Origin of the sequence: Corynebacterium sp. sy017 (assembly GCF_017918135.1) — a bacterium.
Lineage (GTDB): Bacteria > Actinomycetota > Actinomycetes > Mycobacteriales > Mycobacteriaceae > Corynebacterium.
Map to the genome: position 1 here is coordinate 410,730 of NZ_RZUE01000001.1, position 14,118 is coordinate 424,847.

Sequence of the window (14,118 nt, forward strand, 5' to 3'; positions counted from 1 at the left end):
GTTTTATTTCTTGGATAGGTTCATGTCTGCTGTCAAAAATATCGCCCTGCAACTCATCGGCAACGAACACTCTTTTACCAAATCAGAGCAAAAAATTGCACGAGTCCTACTCGCAGACTACCCTGCTGCAGGTTTATCAACCGTGGCATCTCTTGCCGATAAAGCAAAGGTAAGTGCGCCTACTGTCATCCGATTCATCAATGAACTTGGTTTTGCTAGCTATAAAGATTTTCAAGAATGTCTGCGCACAGAACTAAGTCAAAGAGAAACATCGACGCTGCAACAAGTCTCTGATCAACAAGCACAGACTCCATCTGCGACTTCATCTGCATTAAATTTATTGCACCAAGTCGAATCATCTCTGATCACAATCCCAGAAAAAGAACTACAACAGGCAATTACCCTTCTTGGTGCTACCTCGAAAAAAATTTTTGCTACTGGTGGTGATTACTCATCAGTAGCTGCCGAACATCTTGTTCTCCAACTTATTCAGCTACGCCCATATGTCCACCTCTTACCGAGCAAAGCAATTCTGGCTGCGGCAACCCTATGTGATAGCAAAAAAGGCGACATACTGTGCGTCTATGATGTTAGACGCTACAGTCCACATACATTGCGCATAACAAAAGCTGCGAAAGAATTAGGGATGAAAATTGTACTTTTCACCGATAAATGGCTTTCTCCTATCGCAAGTTTTGCTGATGTAGTCATTCCAGCAGAAGTTGAATCAGATAGTGCCAATGACAGTTCTGTTTCGCTTTTAGCTGTTACCGAGTATGTATGTAACCAGGTTGCAGCCACACTGACTCCCCTGGCTACAACCCGCTTAGAGAAACTCGATCAATTACGTTTGCGTATCGAATCCTAAGCAGCAAGTATTTTTCTTGCTGCACCAAGATATCCTGAAGCCATAGTTAATGCCACACGACGCACGGCATCTTCATCAGGTAAAAATCGCGCATCATGCAGGTGAATGTGCATATTATGCTCACTACCAGTACCGACAAAAGCCATTACTGATGGAACTGCAGCACTGAAGAATGAAAAATCATCAGCGCCCAAAGAACGCATAGGAGGTGCAAGCTCTAATCCTGCTTGTCGTAAAAAAACATCCATTTCCTTGCATAATTCCTCTGCATTATGCAAAACCGGTTCTCCTTGGCGATACTCTAACTTTGCAACTACTCCATAGGCAGATGCGATTCCTTGTGCTAACTCCGATAATGCTTGAACCAGCGTTTCTGCATCGTTTTTTCTCGTAGTGCGCATCGTAGCAGTAATTTTTCCTGTTTCAGGAAGAACATTTGCTCCTCCACTATCGACGATCATCTGCCCAACACTTACTAATGCAGGATTCATAGGATCCAATGTTCTACGCACTACTTCTGGGATTGCTAGTGCTATTTGGGCAGTTGGAGCAACAATATCTTTTGCTTTATGCGGATAAGCACCATGACCGCCTTGGCCAGAGATAGAAAAATGCACTTCAGCTGCCGCAGCATTAACAACTCCCGCACCGGTTGCCACGCTGCCACAAGGTAATGAGGGATGAACGTGTGCACCTATTGCATACTGTATGTTTTGCTGCTCAAAAATACCACTTTTTTTGATATCTAATGCACCTGAGGGATATGTCTCTTCGCGAGGCTGCAAAATTGGTACTAAGGCAACAGGAAGATCGATCTGTCGTGCTGCTCGTATCACTGCGCCTAAAGCAGCTAAATGCACGTCATGACCACAGGCGTGCATAGCCCCATTTGTAGCTGCCCACGTCACACCGGTTTTCTCGGTGATAGCCAAAGCATCAAGTTCGCCACGAATAGCAACTGCAGGTCCTGTTTTCTTTCCGATTCTGGTATATGCGCCAGTAGTTGCGATAGTAGAAAATTCGCAACCAGTGTAAGCAATAATTTCTTGCGTTGTTTCTGACTCTTCACCAGAAACTCGTGGATTTTGATGCAGTCGTTTTCGCAATTCCTGAGCCATACCTATTTCTGCAGAAAGTAGTTCATAAAACTTATCCGCAAAGCTATCTAGATCTCTCGCCATCATTTCTCTTTATTCTCCAAGTGGTATGCTCTCATAGCGTTACGATAGCCAATCATTTCTGCTACACGTTGTGCTTCGGCTATGGGCCAACCATGCTTTTCAATATATGTTTGTAAAACTTTTTCTAAGCCACACCGAAATAGTCTTGCCCCGGTGTAATAGAGCTCGCTTAATCCGAAAGCATCACTAGAAAAGAGCACTTTAGTAAACGGGGCTAGCTCAATAGATTCAGCAATAATCGCTGTTGAGCGCGCCCCAGTGTAGTTTATTGCCAACCCCACATCGCAGTAGACGTGCGGAAAAACGTCCGCTAAATATCCCGCTTCTCTATGAAATGGGTAGCAGTGCAAGAGCATGATAGTTGCGCCATACTGTACAGATTTTCGTAACAGATCTGTCAGTAACAAAGGATTGCAGCGATGCAGATCCACGTCGTTATCGCCATATCCAATGTGGAATTGGATAGGTAGCGATTTTTTAATGGCGAACCAGATAAGCGCTCGAATAATAGTGCTGTCTACTAATCTCGGGTGTTTATCGTCGGAAACGCTTTCATACCAACGACAAAGGGCATGATCCAATTCTGTATCTGTCGGTGCTTCGGGATTAAAGTCAAGCCCAATTCGGTACGCTGCAATGCTTTTCACGCCAATCGCTGTACGCAGTTTATGCTCTAACATTGTCGTAATCGCGTCCCATAAGATCTCTACTGGCAATGCTTGACGACGATGTGCCATAGCAACTTCTTCTGCTACACGTTCCAGGCGCACAATCTCATAAACCTGTGCCTCCGCAGCACATCCCATTTCCTTAGCACCAAGAATACGATCTGGTGCATGACCAGTTTCAATACCTAAAGTTGTCATGCGACTATCGCGTAACAAACGTTTATTAACTTCTCTCGCACCTAGCTCACGACGTTTTTCTACGTATTCTTCAGCAGTAGCAAACCTTGGTAATCCCAAAATAGGTGCGCAATAATTCCTTATGGCAAATCCAATATGAGTATCAAATCTCGTAGTTCCTTTTGCTGGATCATACGTTGACTCTGATATCAATTCCTCAAAATCTTGTCGAGATAATTCCTGCTCTACGACTCCATGACAATGATGATCAAATAATTCCAGCTGACTAAGATCCAATTGTTTAGTAGACACGAGAATAAACCTCACATTGTTGTGCTAAAGAAAGACCTTGTAATGCCTCGCACTCATCACGCTTTATGGCAAGGAACGTACTGAGAAATTCTTGCGAAAACCACGATTTAACTATCTCATTCTCGGAAAGTTCTGTTAAAGCTGCAGGTAAACTATGCGGTAATTGTGCAAAATCTTTATGCTCACCATCAAGATCAAGCTCACCTTCTATTACAGGTTCCGGTGGTAGTTGCTCATGTAAACCTTGCATACCTGCACGCAAAATACTGCCAATCAATAACCAGGGGTTCGCACCGATATCACTAGCTCGATACTCAAAATGCAACTGCGGTGCAGGGTCACGTCCATATAATTCATTTGTTGATGGGATACGCAACAATGCTTCTCTATTATTTAGTCCTAGGTAAACACGAGCTGTTGACCAATTATTCGGTACAAGTCTCTTATAGCTGATAGTCAGTGGAGCGCATAATGCCGAGAACGCAGGCGCATATTTAATAATTCCAGCAGCAAATTGTGCCGCCTTTTTACTGAGTCTTCCAGGCTGCGCGGGATCAAAACATACTGGTTTCCCCATCAAATCAGTCAGGCCAAAATGAACATGCACTCCATTGCCTACTGAATCAGGAGATACAAGTGGAGAAAAACTCACATTTCTCTCTGCTTGCTCGAACACATCATGAATAAGCTCTCGCAATACGATAGCTCTATCTGCAGCTGTGACAGGATCTGCAGGACGTAATGTCATCTCAAACTGATGCTTACCATACTCCGGCAGCCATGTTTCTGGTTCTAGACCAGCTTCTTTCGCGATATTCATCAACTGAGTTCCTATAGGTTCTGCACGTCGAAAGTCTCTTAACGAGAACGGGTGATGTTCTGTGGATTGGCTCGTATCCATAAACTCATGCTCAAATGCCACCGTCGCTCTAAGACCATAATCGGCTAAATCATTTACTGCACGTTTTAAGAATGTCCGCATACATGACGACCATTCTTTCCCATCTGGTTCCACTAAATCAGCAAGTACAATGTTGACGGTATGCATTGGTGTCTTGATCGTGCTCAGTGAAGTAGGATCTGGTCGTAGTCGCAAATCACCGCTAGAGCCAAAAGCAGATCCTGGTGCTATATGTCCTAATGCTCCTATCCCCAAGTTTGCCGGCACCCAGCCTAAAGACGACTTCGGTGAGTAATCGCTCATCAGCATCGCTCTACCTTTTGCTCGTGCTGAAATATCACTGGTAGCAACGAATAATAATTCAGTTGTGTTACTGGTGGCTTCCATTTTCCTATACCTTGCTTTCTATTATCTTGCTTTCGGTTGCTGTTTTTCGTGTCTTTGTCTCTATATAGGATTCTTATCCCTCATTTCTTTGCCTATTTTTTCTGCTAATCGTGGTCGAGCTGTGGCTATTACTATTCCTAAAAAGCACCATGCCCCAGCTATATACGGGAAATAAGTAAAAGGTGCGCTTTGATCATGTATCTGAATGAAATAGACAAAAAGCAGGTAGCACAGTGCAAGTATCGGAATAAAAATTTCATAGCGCGGTATAGCGCGACGAGATTGCAAAATGAAAAATATAACGCCTAACGACGTGGTGGCATAGGCAACTACCATGCATAGGGTGCCGATTGTTGCTAAGTAATAATAAATATCTACGCTTGACATTCCCATCAGTCCTAATGCAAGAGCTGATCCGACAGCTAGAATTATGCAAAACCAGACAGCATAAAGCGGAATCGCGTGCTTTTTCGAGATATAAGCAAAAACTCGTGGTCCGCAATCATCACGCGCTAAGGCATAGAGCAGACGTGAAGCTGCTGCAGTAGAACTTAAAAAAGCAGCTAGAGCCACACAGAATGCAACAGCTGCCATCCCCACAGCAAAACCGTGGTTGATATAGCGCGTAGACAGTTCAGTTAACGCTGATGAAGAAGCACTAAAAGCTGCTATTCCTTGTGAGTCTGTGCCAAAACCAATGGTAACTGCGAACATTACAAAGATGTATGTTATCCCGCCTAAGACAACTGCATAGAGCAGAGAGCGCGGCACTATTTTCGTTGGATTGTGTGTTTCTTCTCCTAAGGCACTCCCAGACTCAAAACCTGCCCATGATAAAAATGCAAACACGGATGCAGTGATAATCGTCGTCCAGCGTGAGTTTCCAGGGGTGAATACGGAAAAATCTATTCCGGTTTTTACTGGTGCACTGTCTATATCTGTTCCTACTTTTATGAGAATAAAAATTGCAAGGAAAAGCATGGAAGCAATTCCGATGAAGCCCACTGAGAGCAGAAATCGTGCTGTTATTTTCGATTCCCGGCTGTTGAGAAATAACCCAATCGCCAGCACAAATACAGCAATGAACATCCATTGCTGACCGTCTAGTTCAATCCCTAATTCTGCAAAGAAAGCAGTACCAAAAACTGCACATGCGCCGACGATACACATAGAAAAGCATATGTAAGTTCCGAGTAAAACCCACCCACCAAAGAATCCAGCACGTGGGCCTATAGTTAGTCCTGCTAATGCATAAATTGATCCAGAATGACCGATAAAACCAGTTAAGCGAATAAAGCTATACGCCACTAATAGTGTGCCGATGAAGGCCAGACAAAAAGTAAAGGGAACTGATTTTCCTACTAAACCAGCGATGCCAATTCCGTTGAGAGACATAGCCATAACTGGTCCCATGAATCCCAATGATATGGCCGTAATTTCCCATGTTTTTAATGTTCTTTGAGTTGGTTCATGATCCATTGTCTGCTCCTAATTAATCATGAATCGAGAAATTACATTTAGTAACAAACATTACAAAATGTAATTATCGTAATTATTTGTAATAAATAATAAACATCCTCCATGAAAATCATTAGACTTTCTAGCAAATTATAGAAATTAATCACCCAACACCACCCCCATTACAAAAATAACCCCACAGAAATAAACACAAAACAACACAGTCGCATTGACAATCAGACATAAGCAGACAAGTATTGATGGTGTATATCATGCACATCGCATATATCGCATACGTCGCGCGAATAAAGATACATAAGATAAGGTCGCTACTCCATGATCGTGACTCTCACACCAAATCCAAGCATTGACGCTACCGTCACTCTTTCTTCCCCACTCGAACTAGGCACTGTTAATCGAGCACAATCAATAAGCCATGTTGCTGGCGGCAAAGGTATCAATGTGTCTCATGCCATTCATAAAGCACAAAAAGCAACACACGCACTCTTTCCTGCTGCACAGCATGATCAATTTATTAACCTCTTGGAGGAAATAGCCGTACCGTATAGCCGCATTACGCTTGACGACAAGGTTCGAGTAAACACCACAATCACTGATCCCCACGGAGTAACCACTAAGCTCAACGGGACAGGACCTCATCTTAGTAGCACGCATCAAACACAGCTGATGAGTGCGTTACTTGATAAAGCAGCGCACGCAAATTGGGTGGTTCTTGCAGGATCACTACCCCAAAACACGCCTGTAGAGTTCTACGCTACACTTTGCCAGGTTCTACGCAAAGAACTGCCTCACGTACGTATCGCTGTTGATACTTCCGACGCACCGCTAAAAGCACTCGGGAAACATCTTCATCACGCAGCACCTAACTTGCTTAAACCCAATGGATTAGAATTAGGCCAGCTCGTCGGCTGCGATGGTAATGCTTTAGAAAATGCAGCACGACAAGGAAATTTCAGCGATATCATTAAAGCAACTCACACCATCATTAGTCGTGGTGTTTCTGAAGTATTAGTAACCCTAGGCGATGCAGGTGCTCTTCTTGCCACCAGTTCTGGTATCTGGCACGCAAGTCCACCCCCTATTACAGTTGTATCTACCGTTGGCGCAGGTGACTGCTGTTTAGCAGGATATCTCATGGCTCGAGCTGAAGGAAAAACTTTTGCCCAAGCATTGCAACAAGCAGTTGCCTATGGCTCTGCTGCCACAGCACTACCTGGGACTACTATTCCGACACCAGAGCTGATCAATACCACAGATACTGTTATCACAGAACTAGCCTTTTAATCTTCTCACAACTCGACAGAAAGAAACATGATCATGACTTCCGCACTCATTAACACTGATCTTGTCACTCTCGATAAGGATTGCGGTACCACACCTGAGTCCGTTATTACTCATCTTGCCGAACTTGTTTATCAAGCTGGACGCGCAAACAACGCAACGGAACTAGCACAAGCAGCAATTGCCAGAGAACAAAAGGCAGGAACAGGTGTTCCAGGCAAAGTAGCTATCCCTCATTGTCGTAGTGCAGCAGTATCAGAACCGACCCTTGCTTTTGCTCGCCTAAATCCTGCGGTTGATTTTGCTGGTCCTGATGGTGATGCGCATCTTGTTTTCCTCATCGCCGCACCCGCCGACGGCGGAAAAGAGCACCTCAAAATCCTCTCTGAATTAGCACGAGCACTGGTTCTCCCTGATTTTCTTGCTGCACTAGGCACTGCGCAATACGAAGATGAAATCGTCGCATTAGTGCTAGACGTGGTAACCGCTGAGAAGAAAACCTCCACTGCCCCTGTCTCCAGTAAAGCAAGCACTAGCTCCGCTAAAACCACTATCGTTGCTGTCACTGCCTGCCCTACAGGCATTGCGCATACCTATATGGCAGCAGATGCACTCACCCAGGCAGCAACCAAACGCAATGATGTGGAACTTGCAGTGGAAACTCAGGGGTCATCTCATAATGCCCCTCTGGATCAAAAAGTTATTGACAACGCTCAGGCTGTTATTTTCGCTACCGACGTTGGGGTTCGCGACCGAGAAAGATTTGCCGGAAAACCAGTCATTGAATCTGGTGTCAAAAGAGCAATTAACGAACCCGATACCATGCTCAAAGAAGCAATAAGTGCAGCACACAATCCGCAAGCACGTACTGTGTCTGGCAAGACAAGCTCTCGTGTTCCCACAGACACTAACCAATCACAACTTGGGTGGGGAAAACGTCTCCAACAAGCCATTATGACAGGCGTGTCCTATATGGTGCCTTTTGTTGCCGCAGGTGGTCTGCTCTTGGCACTAGGTTTCTTATTCTGTGGTGCAGATATGGCACAAGGCTGGCAAGATATTGTCACACAGCATAGCCTCACCAACTTGCCGGGTCATGAGGTGAATTCTATGACATTTGAGCGTTCTGGTTTTGCTCTTTATTTCGGAGCAGTTCTCTTTGCCACTGGTCAAGCAGCTATGGGCTTCATTGTTGCTGCACTATCAGGTTATATCGCTTTCGCCTTAGCCGGTCGCCCCGGAATCGCACCTGGATTTGCTGGTGGTGCCATTGCAGTAAGTGTTGGCGCTGGATTCATCGGAGGATTAATCACTGGACTACTTGCTGGTTTCATAGCCATGTGGATTGGTTCTTGGAGAACACCCCGCTGGCTTGCCTCACTCATGCCTGTCATGCTTATCCCACTCATGACGTCTTTGATCGTCGGTAGTTTGATGTATTTATTTTTAGGTGCACCACTGGCATATATCATGACAAGTTTGCAGAATATGTTGGCAAGTATGTCTGGTTCTTCTGCGATCCTTTTAGGCATTGTTCTAGGTCTTATGATGTGTTCTGATCTTGGCGGACCAATCAACAAAGCAGCCTATCTCTTTGGCACTGCCGGGTTATCAACCGGCGACCCCGCCTCCATGCATATCATGGCCGCTGTTATGGCAGCCGGCATGGTTCCACCTATTGCACTGTCTTTAGCTACGCTGATAAAGAAAAATCTCTTTACCCCTGTAGAACAAGAAAATGGCAAATCAGCATGGTTAATGGGACTCGCTTTTGTTTCTGAGGGGGCAATTCCGTTTGCGGCAGCAGACCCACTGCGTGTCATCCCAGCGATGATGCTCGGCGGTGCCACTACAGGAGCACTGAGCATGGCTTTAGACGTAGGATCACGTGCACCACATGGCGGTATTTTTGTACTCTTCGCTATCGACCCAATCTGGGGCTATGTCATTGCGCTACTAGGTGGAATCGTAGTCAGCACCATTTCCGTACTCGTATTAAAACAAGCTCTTCCCAATAAAACCCTCCAAGAAACAGTCAACACCCCCGCATAACAAAACTTAAGCTCCTAGAGAACATCTCTAGGAGCTTAGGTGCTGCTTGTATATATTCCCCAGCACAATCTAGCGCGAACCTTCACCACAAGCTGCGTACAAGTATCTCATGATCGGGTACACGATAATAATCCCCGCGGAGCCCCATGCAATTCCTTCTAATTGGATCCCGGCAATACTTAATGTCAAATTACCGATACCTGCTATCAAAGCAATAGCAGCGCAACTAAGATTGACAGGATTATTAAAATCCACTTTATTATCCTGCCAAATACGAATGCCAAGCATACCAATCAAACCATAGAGCATTACTGTTGCCCCACCAAGCACTCCTGCGGGAATACTAAAAATCAAAGCACCAAACTTAGGAATAAACGCCAACAAGATAGCAGTAGCAGCAGCTACCCAATAGGCAGCCGTAGAATAGACACGTGTAGCTGCCATAACACCGATATTTTCTGCATATGTAGTAGTCCCAGATCCACCAAAACCACCTGCCAAAGACGTAGCAAGACCGTCGGCAATCAAAGCATCTCCTGCTAGATCATCTAAATTGCGTTCCGTCATTTCACTGACAGCTTTAACATGACCAATGTTTTCCGCAATCAATACCACCAACACCGGAAGTGCCACTGCAATAGCAGAAATCTCAAATCGCGGAGTATGGAACTGTGGAACCCCAACCCACGCAGCTTCAGCGATACTCTGGCGTGCTTCTTCGGCGATATTGCCAGTCATAGCCGCAAAAATCCAGCCGACAATAACGCCAAATAAAATACCTAAACGCGAAACCATACCGCGCCCTGCTACTACGAAAATCAAAATCGCCAGCAAAGTCACACACGCGACAAGCGGTTGTGCCTGAAAATTAGTGGTTGCACTTGGCGCTAAATTAAGACCAATCAATGCAACAATGGCGCCGGTGACCGTCGGCGGCATAACAGCATCAATAACTCTTTTACCAGCTATTTTTACAATAATGCCAATGGCAATAAGTACAAGACCAGTCACGAGCACGGAACCAGCCTGAGCACCAATACCATAATGCTGTGCGGCACTAAGAGGTGCAATAAAAGCAAAAGAAGAGCCTAAGTAGGATGGGAGCCTATTCCTGGTAACAAGCAGGAATATGATCGTGCCAAGACCAGAGAATAATAATGTGGTATTAACTGGAAAACCAGTTAAAGTGGGCACCAACAAGGTCGCACCAAACATTGCTACAACGTGTTGCATACCAACACCGATAGTGCGCGCCCAAGAAAGGCGCTCTTCAGGGGCAACTACTGCACCCGGATGAATATGTTTTCCATCTCCGTGGATAGACCAACCAAATCTTTTCGTCACAAAATCTCATTATTGCTTAGTAGAAAATGGCTAGTCAAAGTTTCGACAAACTTTGTGCACCTTACCCCACCGGATAAAAGAAAAACTGATGCGTTTCTTTGGGGCATCATGCCCATAAACGCATCAGTTTACTTATCGAGTGTTGATTCAGGTAGTGATAAAGCGCAAACGCTATACGTGTACTTCTTCTCCTAACAGGTGCACATGAATCATATTGGTGTTTCCAGAAATTCCTGGTGGTGTACCAGCAACAAGAACTACCATATCATCACGTTCATATTCTTCCATTGCTAATAATTGCTCATCAATCTGCTTGAGCATATCATCAGTATCTTTAATTTCTGGAGTAAGGAAGGTTTGCGCACCCCAGGTCAACGCTAATTGACTGCGTACTGCCTGCGAAGGAGTAAACACCAACAATGGCAATTGAGAATGCAAACGAGCCACACGCTTTGCGGTATCACCAGACGTAGTAAAAGCAACCAAGGCCTTAGCATTAAGGCGCTCTGCTATATCTCGCGCTGAATAAGAAATAACACCACGCTTAGTACGTGGAATATGCGCTAAATCTGGCACCTGACCAGAAGTTTCCGCGTATTTCACAATACGAGACATCGTACGCACTACGTTATGCGGATCAATACCCACAGAGGTTTCTCCAGAAAGCATAACTGCATCTGCACCATCAAGCACTGCATTTGCCACATCCGATGCCTCAGCACGAGTAGGACGAGAGTTCTCAATCATCGAATCAAGCATCTGAGTAGCAACAATAACTGGCTTTGCATTCTCACGAGCAATCTGAATAGCACGCTTTTGCATCAGTGGCACTTGCTCAAGCGCCACTTCAACACCAAGATCACCACGAGCGACCATAATGCCGTCGAAAGCCAAAACAATTGACTCCAAAGCATCAACTGCTTCTGGTTTTTCGATCTTAGCGATAACTGGCACGCGCCTGCCTTCTTCATCCATAACTGCGCGAACTAATTCCACGTCTTGCGGGGAACGCACAAAAGAAAGTGCAATGAAATCAACACCAAGGTTGAGGGCAAAACGTAAATCACGAATATCTTTTTCAGAAAGAGCAGGTACCGAAATGTCCATACCCGGCAAAGAAACACCTTTGTTATTAGATACTGGTCCGCCTTCTACCACTTCGCAAACAACATCGTCGCCTTCGACACCAGTGCATACCAATGCTACTTTTCCATCGTCGACAAGCAAACGATCACCAGGCTTTGCATCTTTAGCCAAGTTCTTATAAGTGGTTGATACGCGATCGTGCGTTCCTTCTATATCTTCGACGGTGATGCGCACAGTTTCACCGTTCTCCCATACTGTTGCACCGTCGATAAAGCGCCCTAGGCGAATTTTTGGCCCTTGGAGATCAGCGAGAATACCGACTGCTTTTCCTGTTTCATCAGTTGCTTTGCGCACCCAATGGTAGTTTTTCTCATGATCTTCATGCTCACCATGCGACATATTCAAGCGAGCCACATTCATGCCGTCTTGCACCAGTCGAAGTATTTTTTCTTCACTTGCTACTGCAGGGCCTAATGTACAAACAATTTTTGTGCGACGTTCCATGTGTTTAAGCCTAATCTTCATTTCTCGTTAGTGCTAGATCAGACAAGAAACTTTACTATGCCGAGAATTTTATGTCACTCCAATTCCCCGTCACAATCCCCTCAAAATGGTAAGGCAACATCGTAAAGCAACTTTGCCTCGAACGGTTTTCCACTGCACATGATACAAAATATAATGAATACCACTTATGTGATATAAATATGGAATACATAACAATATGTGAAATCCTGTAACACAAACAAGGACGTAGATTCTTTAGAAGAACAATAGAAAAACTACCCTCTAAAAGGGATTTTCCAGAGAAAAGATAAAAATCATCAGCCAAATACCGTGTGCTGCAAACGCCTCTTCCACCCTAGTCCTTCTTTCGGGCAAGGACTTTGTATTTTCCCAATATGAAACCTAAGGAAAATTTTGGTTAATTTTTGATAACGAACATCTCTTGCATATACGCTTAAGCGTGAGTACAGAAGAGCTATTCCTATATTCTGTGTTCTTCCCCTTCTTTATCTTTTTGATTGACCAGAAAGCTAGCATATGTCTCAAGACTCGCACAATACTATTTCAGTGCAAGAACGTCGTAGAGTCCTCGGCGCAACCCTTGTGGGTACAGCAATCGAATGGTACGACTTTTTCATCTATGCCCAAGCAGCTGGATTAGTTTTCGCAACCCACTTTTTTAAGCCAGCTGGCGACGGCACCATCGCACAAATCCTCGCCTGGGCAACACTGGGAATCAGCTTCCTCTTCCGCCCACTTGGAGCTATTATCGCTGGTCACCTAGGTGACCGCTATGGGCGAAAAATTGTTCTTTCTGCAACTCTAATCCTCATGGGTGCTACCACCACCCTTATTGGTGCGCTACCTACCTACGCCTCCATTGGTATTGCAGCACCAATTTTGCTCGTGATCCTACGCGTCCTCCAAGGCTTTTCTGCCGGTGGAGAATGGGGAGGTGCAGCTTTGCTCTCTGTCGAACACGCGCCACAAGGCAAACGCGGTTATTTCGGAGCATTCCCACAAATCGGAGTCCCACTTGGTCTTACTCTTGCTACCTCAGTGTTGCTCTTGCTCAACATTCTCTTCGGTGCAGAAGCATACCTGAACTGGGCATGGCGCATCCCATTCCTCATTAGCTTTATTTTGGTTGTTGTCGGCATTATCGTACGTCGCAAAGTAAGCGAATCACCCGTATTTGAGGAGATCCGCGGACGCAAAGCCGAATCAAGCACACCACTGGGTGTCTTGCTCAAACATCACTTCCCTACTGTGCTCAAAGCAGCATTGATCTTTGCCGCCAACAATGTTGCTGGTTATATGGTGATTGCATTCATGGCATCCTATGCAGTAAAAACCTTAGGAATGCCGCAAAAACAGATTTTTGTATGCGTTATTATCGCTGCTATCGTCTGGACTTTCCTTACCCTCTGGAGTGGCGCACTCAGCGATCGCATCGGACGAGTACAAACATTCTTAATCGGCTACCTCCTCTTGCTAGCTATCTCTATTCCTATGTGGTTCATGATCGACATGAAATCAATCTGGCTCTTCGCTCTAGCCATGCTGCTCCTTACCCCTGGTTTAGCGCTAAGCTATGGACCACAATCCGCTCTGTACGCCGAAATGTTTGATCGAGAAATCCGCTACTCAGGTGTAGCTTTCTCCTACGCCCTTGGGTCTATCCTCGGCGGGGCCTTTGCCTCGACGATCGCCCAATTGCTACTCAACCGCACTGGCGCTAGCTGGACAATTGGTGTCTACCTCGCCGTTATGTGTGTAATTTCTATCATCGCACTTCTACGCACTCCAAGAGATCTTGCTCAACGAGAACTCTAATAAACAAAAGCATGATTGCATTGAATAACAGAAACCGCGTTG

10 protein-coding genes are annotated in these 14,118 nt (G+C 45.2%); 4 read left to right on the forward strand and 6 right to left on the reverse strand.

The window, feature by feature from the left end; translation table 11 throughout:
• Positions 1 to 22 precede the first annotated feature (22 nt).
• A complete protein-coding gene (locus tag EML15_RS01875) occupies positions 23 to 868 on the forward strand; it encodes a MurR/RpiR family transcriptional regulator (RefSeq protein WP_144273152.1) in 846 nt (281 codons plus the stop codon).
• On the opposite strand, the gene EML15_RS01880 is transcribed toward EML15_RS01875, so the two are convergent.
• Genes EML15_RS01880 through EML15_RS01895 form a run of 4 tightly spaced genes read right to left on the reverse strand, consistent with a single transcriptional unit; the run spans position 865 to position 5,973 of the window.
• Complete coding sequence (locus tag EML15_RS01880; RefSeq protein WP_144273153.1) at positions 865 to 2,052, reverse strand: M20 family metallopeptidase; 1,188 nt, start codon at positions 2,050 to 2,052, stop codon at positions 865 to 867. The two genes, EML15_RS01875 and EML15_RS01880, sit on opposite strands and share 4 nt — an antisense overlap.
• A complete protein-coding gene (locus EML15_RS01885; RefSeq protein ID WP_144273154.1) occupies positions 2,049 to 3,206 on the reverse strand; it encodes an amidohydrolase family protein in 1,158 nt (385 codons plus the stop codon). Before EML15_RS01885 ends, EML15_RS01880 begins: the two co-directional genes overlap by 4 nt.
• A complete protein-coding gene (locus EML15_RS01890) occupies positions 3,196 to 4,494 on the reverse strand; it encodes a glutamine synthetase family protein (protein WP_144273155.1) in 1,299 nt (432 codons plus the stop codon). The genes EML15_RS01885 and EML15_RS01890 overlap by 11 nt, the downstream gene beginning before the upstream one ends.
• 60 nt (positions 4,495 to 4,554) lie before the next feature.
• Positions 4,555 to 5,973, reverse strand: a complete 1,419-nt coding sequence (locus EML15_RS01895; protein WP_144273156.1) for an APC family permease — start codon at positions 5,971 to 5,973, stop codon at positions 4,555 to 4,557.
• A 315-nt stretch (positions 5,974 to 6,288) separates the two neighbouring features.
• Here EML15_RS01895 and EML15_RS01900 point away from each other — a divergent pair, with 315 nt between their 5' ends.
• Entirely contained in the window at positions 6,289 to 7,257 is a 969-nt protein-coding gene (locus EML15_RS01900; protein ID WP_144273157.1) for a 1-phosphofructokinase family hexose kinase, read from the forward strand.
• Positions 7,258 to 7,290: 33 nt separating this feature from the next.
• Positions 7,291 to 9,306, forward strand: coding sequence for a fructose-specific PTS transporter subunit EIIC (locus EML15_RS01905; RefSeq protein ID WP_144273158.1), 2,016 nt, complete (start codon positions 7,291 to 7,293; stop codon positions 9,304 to 9,306).
• 69 nt (positions 9,307 to 9,375) lie between these two features.
• On the opposite strand, the gene EML15_RS01910 is transcribed toward EML15_RS01905, so the two are convergent.
• Both EML15_RS01910 and pyk read right to left on the reverse strand, forming a co-directional pair.
• On the reverse strand, positions 9,376 to 10,650 hold the full coding sequence (locus tag EML15_RS01910; RefSeq protein ID WP_144273159.1) for a solute carrier family 23 protein: 1,275 nt from the start codon (positions 10,648 to 10,650) through the stop codon (positions 9,376 to 9,378).
• 171 nt (positions 10,651 to 10,821) lie between these two features.
• The gene (gene pyk / locus EML15_RS01915; protein WP_144273160.1) at positions 10,822 to 12,240 is read right to left on the reverse strand and encodes a pyruvate kinase; all 1,419 of its coding nucleotides are present in this window, start codon (positions 12,238 to 12,240) and stop codon (positions 10,822 to 10,824) included.
• Between the two features lie 537 nt (positions 12,241 to 12,777).
• Here pyk and EML15_RS01920 point away from each other — a divergent pair.
• Entirely contained in the window at positions 12,778 to 14,076 is a 1,299-nt protein-coding gene (locus EML15_RS01920; protein WP_144273161.1) for an MFS transporter, read from the forward strand.
• Positions 14,077 to 14,118 lie beyond the last annotated feature (42 nt).

Excerpts from the sequence above, each read along its gene's own strand:
- EML15_RS01875 (WP_144273152.1), top strand. The coding sequence starts at position 23 with ATGTCTGCTGTCAAAAATATCGCCCTGCAACTCATCGGCAACGAACAC.
- EML15_RS01880 (WP_144273153.1), bottom strand. The coding sequence starts at position 2,052 with ATGATGGCGAGAGATCTAGATAGCTTTGCGGATAAGTTTTATGAACTA.
- EML15_RS01890 (WP_144273155.1), bottom strand. The coding sequence starts at position 4,494 with ATGGAAGCCACCAGTAACACAACTGAATTATTATTCGTTGCTACCAGT.
- EML15_RS01895 (WP_144273156.1), bottom strand. The coding sequence starts at position 5,973 with ATGGATCATGAACCAACTCAAAGAACATTAAAAACATGGGAAATTACG.
- EML15_RS01900 (WP_144273157.1), top strand. The coding sequence starts at position 6,289 with ATGATCGTGACTCTCACACCAAATCCAAGCATTGACGCTACCGTCACT.
- EML15_RS01905 (WP_144273158.1), top strand. The coding sequence starts at position 7,291 with ATGACTTCCGCACTCATTAACACTGATCTTGTCACTCTCGATAAGGAT.
- pyk (WP_144273160.1), bottom strand. The coding sequence starts at position 12,240 with ATGGAACGTCGCACAAAAATTGTTTGTACATTAGGCCCTGCAGTAGCA.
- EML15_RS01920 (WP_144273161.1), top strand. The coding sequence starts at position 12,778 with ATGTCTCAAGACTCGCACAATACTATTTCAGTGCAAGAACGTCGTAGA.